This is a genomic window from Nitrosopumilus zosterae, assembly GCF_025998175.1.
In the GTDB taxonomy this organism is placed as follows: Archaea; Thermoproteota; Nitrososphaeria; order Nitrososphaerales; family Nitrosopumilaceae; genus Nitrosopumilus; species Nitrosopumilus zosterae.
Genome location: NZ_AP026695.1, coordinates 1,206,849 through 1,226,356, shown reverse-complemented (window position 1 = coordinate 1,226,356; position 19,508 = coordinate 1,206,849). Strand labels below are relative to the sequence as shown.

Genomic DNA, 19,508 nt, shown 5'->3' with positions numbered 1-19,508 from the left:
TTTTCAGATCTTACCTAGTTTTTGAATATATTCTTGATATGCTTTTTTGTATGATGTTTTGTTTCCAATATCTGTAAAACCGTTCTTTGTAAGAAAACTGTTTACTAATTTTTTTCTATCCATGGCTTTTTTTATTACATCATCCATTCCAAATGGCTTGTTTTTTGGTATGAATTTTAAAATTTCAGGTTCCATGACGTAGCATCCCATATTTACATTGGCCTTGATCTCAGGTTTTTCATTCCAACTTAGTACCTTTCCATTCTTTGTAGTCTCAATTACTCCATATGGCAAGTTAGTTTTGTATTCGTTGAGACTCATTGTAACAAATGATTTTTTCTTTTGGTGTTGTTTTATCATATTTCTAAGACTGAAATTAAAAATTGAATCTCCATATATGCAAACAAATGTATCATCAATGAATTCTTCTGCGGTTTTCAATTGACCTGCTGTAGCAAGTGGTTTATCTGAAATGGCATATTCTATATTCACCCCAAATCTTTTACCATCTTCAAAATAATCTTCAATTGTTTTTCTCAGATAGCTTACACATAGCACAACTGATTTCACCCCATTTTTTCTTGTCCAATCAACCAGGTGCTCTAAGATTGGTTTTTCCCCTAAAGGCAGCATTGGTTTTGGAAGGAATGTTGTATATGGTTGGAGTCTTGTACCTAATCCTCCTGCAAGAATCACTGCTTTCACAAATTCTATTTGAGAATTGACTATTTATGTTCAAGGATGAATTTTGTCCGTACTCAAATTATTTTTAAAATTTTTTTTAAAACCTTTTCTGGGGTTTCTCCAAATACTATGATCATTGGTTCCTTTCCAAAATCCCCTTTATGATAAATTACATCTGGCATTTTCGTTGAATCTTTGACTGCTTTTTTTATTCCCCACTCAATTGTAGAGCCCTTATTTTTCACATTCTTTGGTTCTTCTGTTCTATCGTAACTTGAAATACATAGTTTTGATTTTTTTATTTTTAAAATTGTTTTATCTTGATATTTTAGATTAATTGCAGAGCGAATTTTTGGATATTTTTTATTCATAGTTAATAATGCTGTTGCTACATGCTTTGAACCACCATAAGTCAATTCGCCTGCAACAATTGCTTCTTTTCCTGATTTGACTATTCTCCCTGAAATACCTAGTATGTCTTCTGGCGATTTTGGTTTTTGTTTGGAATATACAAAATTTATTTGACATTCAGGAATATTTTTGTAAATATTTTTAATATGAACAAATTTTTCTATTGCATCTGATAAATCCTTGCTGATATAATCTTGAACGTCTGTTACGGCTATTCCTTTTCCTATTTTCCTTGCATTTTTAATTGAATTCTGAGTAAATTGTTGTGCAAATCTTAATGATTCTTTAATTGTCTTGTTTTTTGCTAGAGCAAAAATAACTGCTGCTGAATAATTACAGCCGCTACCGTGATTTGACAAATTAATCTTATCTCCTGAAATAAAACACTCTTTATTTTTCTCAAAAATAAAATCTGATATTCCTTTACTTCCAGTTTCTATTCCTGTGATGACCACATTTTTTGCTCCCATTTTTTGAATTTTTTTTGCTGCCGATCTAAGTGACTTTTTTGAATTTATTTTTATTTTTGATAAAATTTCAGCTTCGAATCTGTTTGGTGTAATTACTGTTGCAAGAGGAATGATATATTTTTGAAAATCTATCATTGCTGATTTTTCTATCAATGCTCCGCCTGTTGTTGATTTGATTACGGGGTCTACTACAATTGGAATTTTTAATTTCTGTAATTGTTTGCTTAGAATTTTAATAATCTGTGAATTATACACCATCCCAATTTTTATCCCATCAATTTTAAAATCTGTCATTATCGACTCTATTTGATTTTTTAAAATTTTTTGTGATACTGGTTCTACGTTACCAAAACTAGAAGTGTTCTGGCTTGTAATAGCTGTAATAATTGTTAACCCATGAACATTAAGTGTATAAAATGTTTTAATATCACTTTGAATTCCGGCCCCTGACGAAGGATCCGAGCCTCCAATTGAAAGTAAATTCATGATGATCTATTCTTCTATGCACTAATTTGTTTTACTTTGTGTTTTTTCAAATCTTTTAATTTCTAATATCTATTTTATAGTAGAATAACTTTCAAACAATCGATGATTAAAATTCCAATAATTACTGATCCACTACCAGAGGAATTACGATGCACCACTTGTTTACTGCCAATGCAGTATCAAACAAAAAAAGATGGACAATTTCTATGGCAATGTTTCAAATGTGGAAAGCAATATCTTGTATCAGTAAACACTGGTGATGTTGAAGAGAATTGGAGTCCTCCCAGATGAATAAAATATCTGAAATTGGGTCTCTAAACTCTGAAAATCAAAACTAAGAGATTACACTTATTTCATCTCCTTTGAAATTGAATTAATTTAAAGTGTAAGTAAAATCAAAGAAATTCTTCCAATTTTGATGATTCTGAATGTCTAATCAAGCCTACTTTAAATAGAATCTGAATAATTAAATTTGAAAGACTAGCTCTTCAAAAAGAATTATCTCTGGATTAACTTCGAAATTATTCCGATGATTGTTTGACACACTCAAAAGAACAAAATTCGTCCTTCATACTATTGAATTCCCTTCCACAATGGATGCATTCCTTTATTGTTCTCATATGCTCTTATACGACATTATCGCATTTAAGGTCGATCTATTTTCTTAATATATCTCTAAGAAATTATGTGCCGATCAGAAATTATGCTAATTCTCACGATTGTTTAAATCAGGCAAAAACATAGAATGTGTTATGGCAACTCAGATGACTTCAGCTCGACGTGGAGTAGCAACTGATGAGATGAAACAAGTTGCAAAAGATGAAAGTGTTTCATTGGATTGGTTGATTCCTAAGATTGCTAGTGGCTCAATAATAATTCCAAGTAATAATGCTAGACCACAAAAAATTCACAATGTTGGAATTGGTAAAGGTCTTAAAACTAAAGTTAATGTTAATATTGGAACCTCCACCCTAAATGTAAATCTGGATGAGGAAATCGAAAAAGCCAAAGTTGCTATAAAATATCATGCAGATACAATCATGGATCTAAGTGATGGCGGAGATGTTAAAAAAATAAGACAAACTCTAATGGAGCATGCACCAATTACATTTGGAACTGTTCCGATTTACGAGGCTTACAATTTTGGTGTTGAAATACACAAAAATCCTTTGAACTTGACAGAAGATGATTATCTAAACGCATTTGAAAATAATGCCAAAGATGGAGTGGATTACACAACAATCCATTGTGGGATTACTAAAGATATTGCAAAAAGAATTCTAAAAGTTCAGAGATATGGAGGTGTTGTAAGTAAAGGTGGAACAATTACTGCTGCATGGATGTTAAAACATGATAAAGAAAACCCTTACTTGACTCATTATGATTATTTGATTGAAGTTGCTAAAAAATACGATGTGACATTTAGCCTTGGTGATGCACTTAGACCAGGCTCAATTTTGGACTCTCACGATGAATTACAAGTTCAAGAGATGATCAACATTTCACAATTAACAAAACGAGCACATGAACAAGACATTCAAGTAATGGTTGAAGGTCCGGGACACGTTCCATTAAATGAGGTTGCTGCAAATGTTAGATTGGCAAAATCTCTGATTGGGGATGTTCCATATTATGTTCTTGGTCCTTTGGTAACTGACATTGCATCTGGTCATGATCATATTGCAAGTGCAATAGGAGCTGCTGTTTCAGCAAGTGAAGGCGTAGATCTTTTGTGTTATCTTACCCCTTCTGAACATTTGGCATTGCCAAATGCTGAAGAAGTAAAGGCTGGACTAATTGCATATAGAATTGCAGCTCATGCAGGAGACCTTGTAAAAATTCGTGATAAAGTAATCAAATGGGATATGGAAATGACTGAAGCTAGACGTACTTTGGATTGGGAGAAACAACTTGCATTATCTATAGATCCTGAAGAAGCAGCTAAAATTCATAGTAGGACAGGACAGCATCCTGGAAATAATGTTCCTTGTACAATGTGTGGTGGTGCATGTGTTTACATGATGTTGCCACAACAAAAAAAATATGAAAAAGAAAATAAAAATTTACAACAAATTGAGTAAAACTTGTTGAAGGCTCGGAACTGTCTCATAATTTTCTAACTCTTTTATGTCTATCCACTCAAATTCCGAATTTTCCCAGTTAAGTTCTATCTCTGTATTTTCTACTTCAAACAAAAATGGATAGATCTCCCATTCATGATTTTCATATTGTGGCGAATTCACTCGCATACCTTCAGCTGATTTCACAAGTGTGATTTTGTCTTCTGTAATTCCAACTTCTTCAAAAATTTCGATCTTTGCCCTTTTCAATGGTTCTTCATTATTTTCTATGATTCCACTAATTCCTGCCCATAACCCTTTCATTGATTTGACTTTATCGCTTCTTTTGAGAATCAATAATTTTTCATTATTTCTAATGAATGATGTTACAATTTTTGTTGAACGCATGCCTGCTATTTTTCAACGGATTTTACCATTTTTGTTAGTTTTTTGTAGGACTCATTGATGTCGGTGTGTTTGGCAAGTCTTTCTTGACATTCTCTAATGTATGTGGTTACTTCTTCAGTTTTTGATTCCTGGACAGCAGTAAGTAACCTGCCTATATCTTTCCATAGCTCTTCAGCAACTCTTCTAATTTCTGGATTAGCGATAATTGTTTCAATTAATTCTGGAGATTCTGTCATTATGCTTTCAGCTAATGTTTTTTGAACTCTGAAAGTTGTTCCCGACATTTTTTCTGTGAGATTCATTTTTTCATCCTTTGAAATAATATTTGCAAAAACCAAATTCATTAAATGTGTTAATCCTAAAATTACCGCGATCTTTTTGTCATGCTCTGCAGCATCAATTGTTACAAAGTTCGCTCCATCAAATAATGATTTTGCAACCGTTAATTCTTTTTTAGCATCTTTAATTGGAACTGAAATTATATTTTGACCTTTTATTATTTTTGTTCCGGGACCAAACATTGGATGAATGCAAATTGGATTGATCTTGTCTGGCATTTTTGACAATGATGAAACCACTTTTGATTTCTCTGATGATATCTCAATTAGATATGTTCCTCTTTTCATTTCTTTTGCAATGAGTCTGATAATTTCTGGTGTTCTTCTTGTTGGAGTACATAACACTACATAATCAGCTTTTAGGATTGAGCCAACCAATGAATCTGACGCTATGATGTTTTTTCCTGTGATTTTATTTTCTGAATCATAACCTGTCACTTCAAAACCTTTGTCTGCAAAATATCTGGCAAACCATTGTCCCATTTGACCACCTGCACCAACAACTGTCATCTTTTTCATTGTGTTTCACTCATAATGTTACTCAGTATATTCATTCCCTCAATTAGTGTTTTTTCGTCTTGACATGCGGAAATTCTGATGAAATTCTTATAATTTCCAAATCCCTCTCCTGGAGCTATGGCAAGTCCTTTCTCAAGAGTACTATTTGCAAACTGGATCCCATCAAATCCCTCTTGATTAATTCTAGCAAAAATATACATTGCACCATCTGGGACTACAAAATCCAACCCCATTTTAGATGCTTTTTCTGTCAACATATCTAGTCTGTTTTGCACTGTATTAGAATTGTTGGATATGTCTGCCTCGAGGGCTTTCATGGCAACATATTGGATAGGTTCAGACACGTTTGTTAGGCACATGGCCTCTAATTTTGCCATTTTTTCAATAATTTCATTGTCTGCTATAGCATATCCTATTCTAAACCCTGTCATGGCATGAGATTTTGAAAATGATTGAGTGACAATACTTTTCTTATAATTGTAAGACAGAATGCTTTTCCAGTTGGTTTTTGCATATTGTGAATAGATCTCATCACTTAGAATGTATAGATTATTTTTTCTTGCGATATCTATAATATCGTCTTGTAGTTTTTCAGAAAGAATTTTTCCTGTCGGGTTATTTGGATAATTTAAAATAATCATCTTTGTGTTTGAATTAATTGTACTTTTAATTTGCTCTAATGATGGTTCCCATTTGTCTTCTAGAGTTGTATTGATAGTTCTAACTTTGATTCCTGCATTTAACGCACAATCTTTGTATGCAGGCCATGCAGGTTCAATCACGATTATCTCATCGCCTGGATTGAGTAATGTTGTGATTGCAGTAAATATTGAAAATCTTGCACCTGGACTTACAAGAATGTTATTTTCTGTAATGTTTGTACTAAATTTCTTTGAAACATATTTTGCAAGCGCATCTCTAAATATTGGCATTCCTCTTGCTTGACCATATTTCAAAAACCCTTTCTCGTATACTTCTTCTAATGCCTTCTTAACAATTGTTGGTGGTAAAAAGTCTGGCTCTCCTACTTCCATATGAATAATTTTTTTCCCTTGCTGCTCTAATGATTTTGCTTTGAGGAAAATTGAAAAATGTGTCTGCTTGTTGGTTGACTGAACTTTTACTGATTCATTTAGTAAGAAATTAAAAAATTTTGTAGCTATGGTTTCATCCAGTCCTATTTCTTTACATAGTGAAATTACTTTCCCACGTAAATTATCTTCTCGAACTTCATCAGTTACACCTTTCCCAATATGTTTTTTAACTTCTCCAATCTCTTTTGCAATATCTATTCTAATTTTTAATAACTTTATCATTTCAAGAGTTACTTCGTCCATATGGTTTCGAAGATCATTGATGTCTGACATTTTCTTATAAAACAGGCTTGATTGCTCCTGCAATAAGAGCATGATCTGCTATTGTTAAGGCTACAAGTGAGTCAACTACTGGTGGTGCTCTGGGAACTACACATGGATCATGTCTGCCTTTTACTTGAAGTATTGCTTCTTTTTTGGTTTTAATATCTACTGTACTTTGTTTTTGTGCAATCGATGACGCAGGTTTGAATGCAATTCTCATTGTTATTGGCATTCCATTTGAAATTCCTCCAAGAATGCCTCCTGAATTATTTGTCTTTGTTACTATTTTGCCTTTCTTTATTGTGTACAAGTCATTATTTTCAGAACCATGCATCTCTGAACCTCTAAATCCTGAACCAAATTCAACTCCCTTAACTGATGGAATCGAAAAAATTGCCTTACTCAAATCTGATTCTAACGAACTGAAAATTGGTTCTCCTAAACCTACTGGAACATTTGTTGTAACTGATTCAATAATCCCTCCAAGTGAATCTCCATTTTTTTTTGCAATCAAAATATTATCACGCATTATTTTTGCAGTTTTGTTTTCAGGACATCTTACATCATTTTTATAAATTGATGAAATCATTTTTTCGTTAAATTCTTTTTCCATTCTTATTTTTCCAATCTGTGATGTAAATGAATTGGTTTCAATTCCTAATGCTACTTTGAGTAATTTTCTTGCAATTGCACCTCCCATCACATGTGTGGCAGTAAGTCTTCCTGAAAATCTGCCCCCTCCTCTATAATCATTATAATGATTATATTTTACCATGGCAGGATAATCTGAATGACCCGGTCTAAGTTTAGTTTTTAAATTTTCATAATCTTTTGATTTTTGATCACTATTCCAAATTAACATTGTAATTGGGGCTCCCGTGGTATATCCTCTAAAAACTCCTGATACAATTTCTACAACATCTCCTTCTTTTCTTTGTGTTGAGATAACATTTTGACCTGGCTTTCTTAGGTCAAGCATTTTTTGAATTTCTTTTTCTTCAATTGCTAAACCTGCAGGACATCCCTCTAGTACTGTACCGATAACTTTTCCATGACTTTCACCAAAACTTGTTAAAACAAGTCGTTGACCAATTGAACTTCCTGGCAATAACCTATCAAAGTTAAATGATGCTTATAATTCCTCATCCTGAAATTTTTCGTTTATTTGGAATATCCTTTTCGTTAACCTGCATGACTGATTATAAATTATAAAAAAATGAATTATTTTATGAAATATTTATAATATAATTTTAAATATCATGATTACGTATAAGATATATGCAAAAACGTGTAAATTATAAACCATAATTTGCGCGGCCCTGCGAAAGAGACATGTTATCTTCGCGAGAGCGATGCGGGTGAGGAGAATGCTTTTCACTCTATACAGGGTCGCGCCTTTCTACTCACTTGATTTTTTTTAAAAGCAATTTTAGTTTAGTTGAATTTTTGCACCTAACCGATTCATCTCATCGATAAAATTAGGGTATGAGACATTTACTGATTCTGGATCTGTGACAATACAATTTCCTACATACATTCCAGCTATGCAAAAAGACATGAATAATCTATGATCATTTTCAGAATTCAAATCAGCACCATTCAAATTATCTGTTTTTTCTAAAATTAAACCGTCTTCTTTTTCTTGAATTTTAATTCCAATTTTGACTAATTCTCTTGAAATGATTGCAATTCTGTCTGTTTCTTTTAATCTTGCATGCTTTACATTTACAATTTCAATTGGTGCTGATGAATTCAATGATAAAATAGCTAGTGGAGGAAGAAGATCCGGAGAATTACTTAAATCAAATTTACCTCCTGTTAGTTTTTCAGGTGATTTAATTTTAATTTCTTCCTCGCTAATGGATACAGAAACTCCTAACTGTTCTAAAATATCTATAAATGCTTCATCCCCTTGAGGTAAATTTCCAATGTTTCCCTTGATTGTAATATCGTCTCCAATAAGTACAGTTGCTGAAAGAAGTAATGCAAGACTGGAAAAGTCAATCGGAACTATAAATGTTGTCTCTTTGTATATCTGTGGTGCTATATTGTATCTTTTATATGGAATTAATGTTTGAACTGTTATTCCAAATTTTCTCATTGTTGCAATTGTTGCATCAAGATATGGTTTTGATACTAAATTCCCTTCTATTGTAAGATTAATTCCCTTTTCTGTAAGAGGTGCGCTAATTAATAATGCTGAAATAAACTGACTAGAAAAATTTCCTGGAATTTTGACATCTCCGCCCAAAATCTTTCCTTTAATTTTGATTGGTGGTTTTCCATCCGTTGAACTACACTGTGCACCCATGCTTGATAATGCATCAAGGAGTGGCTGCATTGGTCTTTTTTGTAAACTGTCATCACCCGTTAGTGTAATTTCTTCAGAAAATAGACTTGCAATACCTGATGCTATTCTAATTGTAGTGCCAGAGTTCTCTGTATTGATTTCAGGCACGTTTTTATCAAATTTTATGGATTTTTTCACAATAATTGCCGAATTCTGAATTTCCAAATCGGCTCCAAATTTTTTACATGCCTCTATGGTGGCAATCGTATCAGCTGAATGCAAAATATTTTCAACTTTGCTATTGTTTCCTGCCAGTGATGCAAGAAAAATTGCTCTATGAGTATAACTTTTGTTTGGAGGACAAACTATTTTTCCTGAAATCCTTGATTTCTCAACTTTACACTTCATAAACTTCTGCCTTTTTGTTATTAATTTTAGAAACTAACACATTTCCTTCTAATGTTGCAAATATCTTTTTGATGTTTGCTTCATTTTCTTTTTTTACTATTGCTGCTATTGACGGACCATTTCCAGAAACTGAAGCTGCAAGTGCACCTTTTTCAATTAAATTAGTAATAATTTTAGGATCTGAATTTAGAATAGATGCTGTAGCTAGCCCATTAATTATCATCGCTTCCCAATAATTTGATTTTTTTGCTAATTTCCAAGCATTGTCAAATACGGCGGACAATACTTTTAGATTTTTAATATTTCCACGTTTTCTGTTTTTTGGAATAAAAATCACTGCTATCAAATTAGATGGTCCTTTTTCAAAGTGAATTCGTCTCTTCTTTGCATTGTCTGTTACATTAAATCCTCCATAGTAACATGAACATGCGTCATCATATGCACCTGTAATGCTGACTTTGGATTCAATAGATGCGTCAACACCTGCAAGTAAAATTTGTTGATCAGTCATTTTTGGTTTGAATATTTTTGCACATGCAAGTGCAACTGCAGATGAAATGGCACTTGAACTTTTCAATCCATATCCTGTAGGAATTTCAGAATCTAATCTAATTGATATTTTATTTTGTTCCAAATCTTTGTTTGATACAATCTTTTCAACAGTTTTGTTGATTAATCTGGAACTAAGCATTTTGTTGTCTGATTCAATGACAATTCCCTTTCCTGAACTTGTTTCTACTAATGCTTCTACTTTAAGTTCAATTCCTAACGTTGCTCCCTTTTGAGTTGCAATGGCATTAACTAATGAAACTGCGCCATGGACTGTAGCCTTTACCTTTGCCATCAAAATCCTCCTAACAATGCTTTTTTCATGGCATTATAAGGTGCTTTCATACCATGCCATATTTCAAAGGCTCTTGTTGCTTGACCTAATAGCATTTCATAACCAAAAATTATGACTGCATTTTTCTCTTTTGCCTTTTTTATAAAATCTGTATTTATTGGCATGTATACAATATCATAAACAATTGTCTTTTCGTTGATGTTATCTAACGAAATGATAGTTGGCTCATTTTTTAGTCCAACTGATGTGGCATTAACAATAATGTCATAATTTTTTGCAGAATCCTTTACATCTTCAATCCTAATCACATTTACGTCCAGCCCAATCTTTTTTGCGAATTCTGAGAGATTTCTTGCATTTTCTAAGGTTCTGTTTGCTATGGTTATGCTCTTTGCTTTCTCTTTTGCAAAAGCTGCAACTATTGCTCTTGCAGCACCGCCTGCGCCAAGGAGGAGTACCTTGGTGTTTTCAATATTTAATTTCTTTTTTTTGAATGGTTCTAAAAATCCATCCATATCTGTATTGTATCCTTTTAAAATCCCATCATTGTTTGTTACAGTATTTACTGCACCGATCAAACTACAAGATTCATCCATTTTGTTCAAATACTTCATCATCTCTACTTTGTGTGGAATTGTAACATTGAACCCATCAATCTTTATTTTTTTGAGTCCTTCTATTCCATCTTCTAATTCTCCTTTTGGGATCCTATACGCAATGTATGAACAATCTAAATTTAATTCTCTGAATGCTGCATTGTGTATGTTTGGAGATAATGAATGATCAATTGGATCTCCAATTACTGCAAATGATTTTGCCATCTTATTTTTCTCAGTATAATGATTGATTTAAACTCTCAATTGACTAGATGATTATTTTAGACTTGCAATCTTCTTTACTTCATCTACACTAAATTGTCCTGGTGCAACCGCTTTTCCTAAAGAAACGTATGTGTATGGACTACCCAAATACAGGCACAAAATCCTTGAAATTCTTCCCATGTCCCCCATTGCAAATGATATCAAGTTGTTTTTTCCTTTCTTACTATACAATTCTAACATCCTTGTTGCATCATCTGTTGTTTTTGCAGTGCTTACAATTTTTATATTATTTGAAAACTTGCTCATTTGAGTAATCTTCTTTTTTAATTCTGTGGCCTTGGGAGTTTTCTTAAAGTCATGCCATGAAACAAGCAATTCTGTTTTTGTTGATTTTAGATATTCTGTTAGCTGTGGATTTTTTTTTAGCATGTTGAATTCAACATCTAACAAAAATGGGTTGTATTCCGCAATCAATTTTATGATTGACATTCTTTCTTTTTCATTACCTGGAAATTTTCCGCCCTCAGTTTTTGGTCTTAATGTGCATACAATTTTGTTTAGATCCTTTTTGATTAATTCTAGTGTTTGTGGAATTTGCTCCATTTTTAAAAAATCAAATCTTACTTCAACAAAATCTGATTTTTTTAATGCATTTTTTAATACTTGCTTGACTTTGTTTGGTGTTGTTTCTGCAATTGATACACAAGTTTTGTACTTCATTTTATTTTTCTAAAATATATTCATCTGAAACTTCCATTCCGAAATGTCTTCCTGTTGCAGGCTTTGAATGCACCATGACCATATCTCCTTTTTTTAAATGCGTAACTGACACTAGTTGCCCATTAGGTTTTACAAATCTAATCGTTTCCGCATCTTGTGCAATAATCCCTCCAACCTCGCCTTCTATAGAAGCTTTGATCATTAACATTGGTCTTCTCTCTATTTTTGATCTTCCTACAGTTGCTCTCCTTGCATTCCCTTTTGAATTTAGGATCAAAACTTCAGAACCTGTTTCAATTTCTGAGAGATAGTTTGTTGTTCCGTCAGGTGATAAAGTGTAACAGTGAACTGCACCTGCATTAACTCTGAATGGTCTAGGCGATGTAAACGATGAACCCACAGATTCATTATGAACAAGAAACAAAAAGTTTGATCTACTTCCAATTAGCATACCCTCTCCTTTATGGAGCATTGATGCTGTATCTACACATACACGTTCACCATCACCTACTTCTTTAATCTCAATAATCTTTGCAGGCTTCATCTCAAAACTTCTGGTTCCTAGGTATAGCATTGCCTCTCTTACTTCATTAATTGAATCTGTGTTGAAAATTACTCCATCTACACCTACCTCTAAAATTGAGAACATCTTTCTTACTTCTTCAGGGGTCTTTGCTATTGCAAAAATTTTTGTGTGTATTTTATGGAGTTTTGCAATGATGTTTTCAAGTGGGATTATCTTCCAATCCTTTACCTCTACAATCACAAAGTCTAATCCTTTTTTTGCAACAGTAAGGATGTGCTCGATATCTGAATTAGATAATACCTGAAATTTCATCCCGATTTTTTTTCCTTTTGGTTTTACAACTTCTTCTTTTTCAAGGACTACATAGTTTGATGTGGGTGACGGATAGACTGTTTGAATTTTTGTTTTTTTATTTCCTATTTTTTTAGGATCAATGTATAACATCTTAATGCCTTCTGATTCTAACTGTGGGAGAAATTTAGCTAGCTGTGTTTGTGAAACTTTAGGTGAAATAATTAATTCTCTATTCTTGCTCAATTTTCTTCATTGCTTCCTTTGCAGTTACTTTTCTAAAAATTATATCTGCTAATGCTTCAACCATTTTTTCAGGTGTTTTATGTGCAAAGATATTTCTACCATATGTGATGCCTTTAGCTCCTGCTGTCATTGCATCTTCAGTCATTTGCAGAATATCTAAATCTGTTTTTGTTTTAGGACCGCCTGCAATTACTATTGGAACTGGTGTACTCTTTACAATTTTTGCAAATGATTCAATATCTCCTGTGTATAATGTCTTAACAATATCTGCTCCACACTCTGCTCCAATTCTTGCAACATGTGCAACAATTTCAGGATCATGCGGATCTTTGATGTTTTCTCCTCTTGGATACATCATAGCTAAAAGTGGCATTCCCCATTTGTGACATTGATCAGCAGTCATTCCTAATTGTTCAAGCATCTCTGGTTCTTCTTTGCCTCCAATGTTGATGTGCAGTGAAACTCCATCTGCACCCATTGCTACTGCTTCCTTTACTGTTCCCGTTAACATTTTTCGATTAGGTGATAGTGATAGTGATGTGCTACTTGAAAAATGTACTAAAATCCCTACTTTGGTTGGTTTTGGTAGTGTTTTAAGAATTCCCTTATTGATAATTACGCTAGTAAGTCCATGTCCTTCACATTTGTAAATTGTCGATGCTGGATCTTCAAGACCCTCAATCGGTCCATTTGAAATTCCATGATCCATTGGGATGCATAACATTCTTCCTTTTCGAAGAATTCGATTTAGTCTAATTTGATTACCTGATACCATGCGTTGATCTGCTTTTTGTGCCCTACTTAAAAATAACGTGATCCATCACTCTACTATTTTTCAAAAAACGAGCACAAATCACTCACTGGGCATATTCGTTATTTCTATCAAGGATTAAATAGAAAATGCAAAGGATGTACAACGATTGAGTCAGACTACTGAACAAATACAAAAAAGTGATATTAAAGATATTTTGGAAAATTCTCTTAACGGTCAAAGACCTGGATCTAAGGATTGTTTGAGACTCTTGGAATCTGATGATGTTCATTTGATGGGTCTTGTTTCAGGCCATTTAACTCAAAAGAAATTTGGCAAAAAAGCCTCATTCGTAAATAATATTATCTTGAATTATACTAATGTGTGCATCACTGATTGTAAATTTTGTGCATTTTATAGATCTCCTGGAGCAGCGGATTCTTACACATTAACCCTTGATCAAATAGAATCAAGAGTAAAAACTGCATGGGATATGTTTAAGATTCGTCAAGTTTTGATACAAGGTGGACACAATCCAAGCTTAAAGATAGAATATTATGAAGATGCATTTAGAATGATTAGAGAAAAATTCCCGAAAGTTGGTGTTCATGGATTATCTACATCTGAAATTGATATGATTGCAAAAGTGGAAAAATCATCCACTAAAGAAATTTTATCTAGATTAAAGAATGCAGGACTACAGTCTATCCCTGGTGCAGGTGCTGAAATTTTAACTGATTCTGTTAAGAATATTATCAGTCCAAAGAAAATCTCTAGTGATGATTGGATTCGAATAATGGATGAGGCGCATTCCCTTGGAATTCCATCTTCTGCAACCATGATGTATGGTCATGTAGAAAACAAAAATGATATTGTTGAACACTTTTTTAAAATTGTAAAACTCCAAGAAAAAACCAAAGGCTTCATGGCATTTATTCCATGGAATTTTGAACCAAATAATACTTTGATGCACGAAGAAGGTTTGGTAGAATATGGAACTGGCGGAATTCAACTTTTGAAGATGATTGCAATCTCTAGATTGGTCTTTGATGGATTAATTTCGCACATTCAATCTTCATGGCTTACAAATGGTGTTGGCATGGCACAACTTGCTTTACAGTATGGTGCTGATGATTTTGGTGGAACTCTAATTGGTGAAGAAGTAGTCTCATGTACTGGTGCACGCTCAACTGAACTGACTGATAAAATAATCATGGATGCAATTCATCAGATTGGGTATGATGTAGAAGAACGAGATAATTTCTATAATCCTGTTACTTTATAATCCATAATCGGACCATTTGGCATCTACTAGACTCTTTGTTTTATCATCAACTTTTACTTGTTGTTGGATCTCTCTTTCATATCCCTCATCTCTTGTTTTTTGAGTTGCGTCAATTCCCATCTTTGAACCTAGATTGATTAGAGGTGATGCAGGATCTAGAGTATCAGTTGGTGTATTATTGATAATCATAGTATCTCTTGCAGCATCGGCCCTTGTAGTAATTGCCCAAATCACATCATTAATGTCATGAACATTGATGTCTTCATCTACTACTACAAACATTTTCGTTAATGATAACTGTCCCATTCCCCATAATCCCATCATCACTTTCTTTGCTTGACCTGGATATCTCTTTTTTATTGAAATTATTGCAAATCCTTGGAACCATCCTGCAGCTGGCATGCTAAAATCTATCACTTCTGGATGGAACATTTGTATTAATGGCAAAAATGATCTTTCAATTACTTTTCCAATATATGCATCCTCTAGAATTGGTTTTCCAACTACTGTTGTTACATAAATTGGATCTTTTCTTCTCATAATTCCAGTCAATGTAAATGTTGGATATGGTTCAACTGGAGTATAATATCCCGTATGATCTCCAAATGGTCCTTCATCTCTAATGTCTGCAGGATCAACGTATCCTTCTAAAACAATCTCTGCATTAGCTGGAACATCTAAATCAATTGTTTTGCATTTCACCATTTTGATTCCTTCTTTCCTTGTAATTCCTGCAAACAAATATTTGTCAAGTCCCTCTGGAACCGGAGCAATAGATGAAAATATTGTTGCAGGCTCTCCGCCAATAATTATTGCGGTTGGGATTTTCTCCCCTCTGTCTTTTGAAATATCTCCATGATGGGCTCCTCTCTTATGTTTTTGCCAATGCATGGATGCATGTGTTTTGTCAATTATTTGCATTCTGTATACGCCAAGATTTCTCACACCTGTTTCAGGATGTTTGGTTGCAACCAATCCTAAAGTGATAAATCTCCCAGCATCATTTGGCCATGATTTTAGAATTGGTAAATCATCAAAAGATGCATTATTTGATGTAATTTCTGTCACTGGTCCATTTGTTTCTAATTTAGGAAATGATGCTGTCATCTTTGAGAGTTCTGGAAGTTTTTTAATTTTGTCTAGTATCCCTGATGGTATGTCCATCTTTGTCATATCTGCAATACGCTGACCAATTTCAGTAAAATCTGTCATTTCCAATCCTATCTCTAATCTTTTCATTGAACCAAATGCATTTCCTAAAACTGGTATATCAAACCCTTTTACATTTTCAAAAAGAATTGCAGAGCCATTGGAATACACTTCTCTTCTTAGAATTTCTGCAATTTCTAAATCCGTGTCAACTTGAACTTTAACTCTTTTTAATTCTCCATGTTTTTCTAGTTCTGAAATAAACTCCCGAATATCTTTTATTGCCACAATAACTTTGAAGTTAGTTCAAGTATAAGCTTAACTGGATTTATCCAAATCAGAATTTTCTTAAAATTCTTTTAACACACGTATTTGAATTCATATTGACAGAAAATACATTGACAAATATGAGAAACTATGCCATTATGATCCGCGCCAAACAACCAAAAATTCTTCCGAGTCTTGAATGATTACATTGGTGGAAGTTCATTCTTTCTATCATGGCCTCCAGATCCAAATTTACAATAAAAGCATAATTCTGACTCCATATACTTTAATTGCTCCACTTGAATTGCCCCGAGTTTTAGAGCAATTTTTGTCAAAATTTTGTATTTTAGTGGCATTGCAGGAATTACCTCATTCATGTATACTCTATAATGATCTGGACAGAACTTTAGTGTCACTTTGGATGGTTCTTTGCCTTTCTCATTTACTTGCTTTGTAAAATTGATCTGCTCTCGAATATATTCATGCTTTGGACATGGACAATCTTTTCCTCCTGGATGCTTGTATGCTGGAATATTTTTCCAATCAAACTCCGGAAATTCTTTTTCAAAGTCATCCATTACCTCAATTACTCTCTTAGTGCATATAAAACTTGATCAACTTCTGTTGAGGTAATCAACCCAAATGTACATAAACCCCAGATAGTTCATCCCAACTATGGCATCTGCTAAGAAGCAAACAAAGCAAGATCTTGAAAACAAGATTGCCGAATTAGAAGCAAAACTAAATCAACTTTCTACACAACTTGAAGCCAAACCAGCACCAAAACCAGCTGAAACTAAACCTGCTGAAGCAAAACCGGCTGAAGCTAAGCCAGCTGAAACAAAACCAGCTGAAAAACCTGCTGCAACAACCAAGCCTAAAGGTACTCTACCAAAAGGATTTGAAAAACCAGCAGAAGCTCCTAAACCACAGGATGCTCCAAAACCAGCTGAAACAACATCTCAACCTCCTGCAACAGTACAAGATGCTTTAGAGAATGCATACTATACTGCTCCAATGACTGATTTTCATCAGTACAGAGCTAAAGTAACAGGTTATTCTCCAGCACCTAACAGATACTTTGTTAGACTAACTGCTCCTGTAGGAAAAGTTCCAACAAGAAACTGGAATGATCAAAAAGCAACCGTTACTGGTTATACCTCACCATCAAACCAATACTTTGCAACAAGACAAAGATTGGCGTATCATCCAGCTGACAAAAGATTTGGATCATTTAGTGGCGTCAATATGAGTGTTGAAGGTGTTACTGCACAAGTACAATCTCCACCACCAGAACCTCCAAAGCCTAAAAGGGGTACACTTCCAAAAGGTTTCTAATTCAATCATTCCTTTATTTTCTATTTTTAATAGTAATGTTCATTTTTGATTATTTTCTATATTGAATATGCCTCCAAAAATTGTATGTCCTAACTGTCAACAAAATGAATGGCTTGAAAATGAAGAATTGAATTATTTGCCAAGGGTTACCAAGATGGAAGACGGAAAATATGTTGCTGATACCAAAAATGGAATTCATGTACATCTGTGGCGATGTAACAATTGTATGTATGTCATGCATTTTTGGGAACCTGATTAATTTGCCTAACGATCATAACAAAACTATGTTTCAAAACATTTGAAATTTTTACAAATTATTGTTTGATTTTCCAAATTTATTTGACCAAAAATATGAGACTGATCAAAATGTAAATAAACAATGTTCTATTTAGTGTAAGGAATGGCAGCAAAACGTAAAGCAAGTACGAAAAAAGATCTAGAGGACAAAATAGCAGAACTTGAAGCAAAATTAACAAAATTATCTACACAACTTGAAGCCAAACCAGCACCAAAACCAGCTGAAACTAAACCTGCTGAAGCAAAACCGGCTGAAGCTAAGCCAGCTGAAACAAAACCAGCTGAAAAACCTGCTGCAACAACCAAGCCTAAAGGTACTCTACCAAAAGGATTTGAAAAACCAGCAGAAGCTCCTAAACCACAGGATGCTCCAAAACCAGCTGAAACAACATCTCAACCTCCTGCAACAGTACAAGATGCTTTAGAGAATGCATACTATACTGCTCCAATGACTGATTTTCATCAGTACAGAGCTAAAGTAACAGGTTATTCTCCAGCACCTAACAGATACTTTGTTAGACTAACTGCTCCTGTAGGAAAAGTTCCAACAAGAAACTGGAATGATCAAAAAGCAACCGTTACTGGTTATACCTCACCATCAAACCAATACTTTGCAACAAGACAAAGATTGGCGTATCATCCAGCTGACAAAAGATTTGGATCATTTAGTGGCGTCAATATGAGTGTTGAAGGTGTTACTGCACAAGTACAATCTCCACCACCAGAACCTCCAAAGCCAGCAAAAGGTACTTTGCCAAAAGGAATGGGGCAACCACAACAAACTCCTCAGCAACAAACCAATTATGGTGGAAATGAAGGCAAATCCAGAAAAGAATTGTTAGAAGAATATGAAAACGAATACTTGCAAAGAATAGAACAAGAAAGAATTGAACAAGAACAAGCATACCTTGAATCCGTTGCGGCTGAAGCTAAGGCAAAATCCGCTTCTCAAACAAAACGTGGTGCATTACCAAAAGGATTTGAACCACAACCAGAACCTGAAGCACCAAAAGCTTCTAAAGGTACACTTCCAAAAGGTTTCTAATCTTTCTAAAACCTTTTCTTTTACTTTATTTTTAATTTAGAAAATCATCTAGTACTTCTTTTGAATGTCCAGCTGGTTTTACTTTGGGATAAATTTTGAAAATTTTTCCTTTTTCATCAACAAGAAACGTACTTCGTATAACTCCCATGTATTCTCTGCCCATAAATTTTTTCTTATCCCATACGCCAAACATTTTTGATACTTCTTTGTCTACATCTGCTAAAAGCGGATATTTGATACTCATTTTGTCACAGAACTTTTTATGAGATTCTACATCATCCGGACTAATCCCTATTATCTCAATCCCTGCCTTTTGGAATTTTTTATAGTCTCTTGAAAATTCATCAGCCTCTGTAGTGCATCCTGGAGTGAAATCTTTTGGATAAAAGTATATGACGTGTTTTTTACCTTTGAAATCTGACGATTTGATTTTTTTGCCATTGGCATCGCTTATCTCAAATTTTGGAACAGTGTCCCCTTCAGAAATCATATAATT

At 33.8% G+C, this 19,508-nt stretch carries 21 protein-coding genes; 6 read left to right on the top strand and 15 right to left on the bottom strand.

What is annotated here, in order from left to right; translation table 11 throughout:
* Positions 1-3: 3 nt before the first annotated feature.
* Together OO712_RS07460 and thiD are read right to left on the bottom strand one after the other, a co-directional pair.
* Positions 4-705, bottom strand: a complete 702-nt coding sequence (locus OO712_RS07460) for a nucleotidyltransferase family protein (RefSeq protein ID WP_109876205.1) — start codon at positions 703-705, stop codon at positions 4-6.
* 53 nt (positions 706-758) lie between these two features.
* Entirely contained in the window at positions 759-2,051 is a 1,293-nt protein-coding gene (gene thiD, locus OO712_RS07455; RefSeq protein ID WP_109876204.1) for a bifunctional hydroxymethylpyrimidine kinase/phosphomethylpyrimidine kinase, read from the bottom strand.
* A 102-nt stretch (positions 2,052-2,153) separates the two neighbouring features.
* On the opposite strand from thiD, the gene OO712_RS07450 reads away from it, so the two are divergent.
* Positions 2,154-2,342 (top strand): hypothetical protein, encoded by a 189-nt coding sequence (locus OO712_RS07450; protein WP_109876203.1) that lies wholly within the window; start codon positions 2,154-2,156, stop codon positions 2,340-2,342.
* Between the two features lie 461 nt (positions 2,343-2,803).
* Positions 2,804-4,132: a phosphomethylpyrimidine synthase ThiC gene (gene thiC, locus OO712_RS07445; protein ID WP_109876274.1), complete on the top strand. Its 1,329-nt coding sequence runs from the start codon at positions 2,804-2,806 to the stop codon at positions 4,130-4,132.
* Here thiC and OO712_RS07440 read toward each other — a convergent pair.
* From OO712_RS07440 to OO712_RS07395, 10 genes are all read right to left on the bottom strand, one after another.
* Entirely contained in the window at positions 4,115-4,519 is a 405-nt protein-coding gene (locus tag OO712_RS07440; protein WP_109876202.1) for an NUDIX domain-containing protein, read from the bottom strand. The genes thiC and OO712_RS07440 overlap by 18 nt on opposite strands.
* A 5-nt stretch (positions 4,520-4,524) precedes the next feature.
* Complete coding sequence (locus OO712_RS07435; protein ID WP_109876201.1) at positions 4,525-5,376, bottom strand: prephenate dehydrogenase/arogenate dehydrogenase family protein; 852 nt, start codon at positions 5,374-5,376, stop codon at positions 4,525-4,527.
* Positions 5,373-6,743 carry an aminotransferase class I/II-fold pyridoxal phosphate-dependent enzyme gene (locus OO712_RS07430; RefSeq protein ID WP_200829029.1) on the bottom strand — a complete coding sequence of 457 codons (1,371 nt, stop codon included), beginning with the start codon at positions 6,741-6,743 and terminating at the stop codon, positions 5,373-5,375. The genes OO712_RS07435 and OO712_RS07430 overlap by 4 nt, the downstream gene beginning before the upstream one ends.
* A gap of 4 nt (positions 6,744-6,747) precedes the next feature.
* Complete coding sequence (gene aroC / locus OO712_RS07425; protein WP_109876199.1) at positions 6,748-7,842, bottom strand: chorismate synthase; 1,095 nt, start codon at positions 7,840-7,842, stop codon at positions 6,748-6,750.
* Between the two features lie 321 nt (positions 7,843-8,163).
* On the bottom strand, positions 8,164-9,432 hold the full coding sequence (gene aroA / locus OO712_RS07420; protein WP_109876198.1) for a 3-phosphoshikimate 1-carboxyvinyltransferase: 1,269 nt from the start codon (positions 9,430-9,432) through the stop codon (positions 8,164-8,166).
* Complete coding sequence (locus OO712_RS07415) at positions 9,422-10,276, bottom strand: shikimate kinase (protein WP_109876197.1); 855 nt, start codon at positions 10,274-10,276, stop codon at positions 9,422-9,424. Before OO712_RS07415 ends, aroA begins: the two co-directional genes overlap by 11 nt.
* Positions 10,276-11,097 carry a shikimate dehydrogenase gene (gene aroE / locus OO712_RS07410; RefSeq protein ID WP_109876196.1) on the bottom strand — a complete coding sequence of 274 codons (822 nt, stop codon included), beginning with the start codon at positions 11,095-11,097 and terminating at the stop codon, positions 10,276-10,278. Before aroE ends, OO712_RS07415 begins: the two co-directional genes overlap by 1 nt.
* A gap of 51 nt (positions 11,098-11,148) precedes the next feature.
* The gene (gene aroD / locus OO712_RS07405) at positions 11,149-11,817 is read right to left on the bottom strand and encodes a type I 3-dehydroquinate dehydratase (protein ID WP_109876195.1); all 669 of its coding nucleotides are present in this window, start codon (positions 11,815-11,817) and stop codon (positions 11,149-11,151) included.
* Between the two features lies 1 nt (position 11,818).
* Positions 11,819-12,880, bottom strand: coding sequence for a 3-dehydroquinate synthase II domain-containing protein (locus tag OO712_RS07400; protein WP_109876194.1), 1,062 nt, complete (start codon positions 12,878-12,880; stop codon positions 11,819-11,821).
* Positions 12,867-13,655: a 2-amino-3,7-dideoxy-D-threo-hept-6-ulosonate synthase gene (locus OO712_RS07395; protein ID WP_109876193.1), complete on the bottom strand. Its 789-nt coding sequence runs from the start codon at positions 13,653-13,655 to the stop codon at positions 12,867-12,869. The genes OO712_RS07400 and OO712_RS07395 overlap by 14 nt, the downstream gene beginning before the upstream one ends.
* Positions 13,656-13,800: 145 nt before the next feature.
* On the opposite strand from OO712_RS07395, the gene mqnC reads away from it, so the two are divergent.
* On the top strand, positions 13,801-14,916 hold the full coding sequence (gene mqnC / locus OO712_RS07390) for a cyclic dehypoxanthinyl futalosine synthase (RefSeq protein ID WP_109876192.1): 1,116 nt from the start codon (positions 13,801-13,803) through the stop codon (positions 14,914-14,916).
* Here the strand turns inward: mqnC and OO712_RS07385 are convergent.
* Both OO712_RS07385 and OO712_RS07380 read right to left on the bottom strand, forming a co-directional pair.
* The gene (locus OO712_RS07385) at positions 14,911-16,353 is read right to left on the bottom strand and encodes a menaquinone biosynthesis decarboxylase (RefSeq protein WP_109876191.1); all 1,443 of its coding nucleotides are present in this window, start codon (positions 16,351-16,353) and stop codon (positions 14,911-14,913) included. The two genes, mqnC and OO712_RS07385, sit on opposite strands and share 6 nt — an antisense overlap.
* 182 nt (positions 16,354-16,535) lie before the next feature.
* Complete coding sequence (locus OO712_RS07380) at positions 16,536-16,910, bottom strand: hypothetical protein (protein WP_109876190.1); 375 nt, start codon at positions 16,908-16,910, stop codon at positions 16,536-16,538.
* A gap of 97 nt (positions 16,911-17,007) precedes the next feature.
* On the opposite strand from OO712_RS07380, the gene OO712_RS07375 reads away from it, so the two are divergent.
* The 3 genes from OO712_RS07375 (at position 17,008) to OO712_RS07365 (ending at position 19,012) form a co-directional block, all read left to right on the top strand.
* Positions 17,008-17,670 (top strand): trans-sialidase, encoded by a 663-nt coding sequence (locus OO712_RS07375; protein WP_264953656.1) that lies wholly within the window; start codon positions 17,008-17,010, stop codon positions 17,668-17,670.
* 67 nt (positions 17,671-17,737) lie between these two features.
* Entirely contained in the window at positions 17,738-17,929 is a 192-nt protein-coding gene (locus tag OO712_RS07370; protein WP_109876189.1) for a hypothetical protein, read from the top strand.
* 141 nt (positions 17,930-18,070) lie between these two features.
* On the top strand, positions 18,071-19,012 hold the full coding sequence (locus tag OO712_RS07365) for a trans-sialidase (RefSeq protein ID WP_109876188.1): 942 nt from the start codon (positions 18,071-18,073) through the stop codon (positions 19,010-19,012).
* Between the two features lie 31 nt (positions 19,013-19,043).
* Here the strand turns inward: OO712_RS07365 and bcp are convergent, their stop codons facing one another.
* Positions 19,044-19,502 (bottom strand): thioredoxin-dependent thiol peroxidase, encoded by a 459-nt coding sequence (gene bcp, locus OO712_RS07360; RefSeq protein ID WP_109876187.1) that lies wholly within the window; start codon positions 19,500-19,502, stop codon positions 19,044-19,046.
* Positions 19,503-19,508 lie beyond the last annotated feature (6 nt).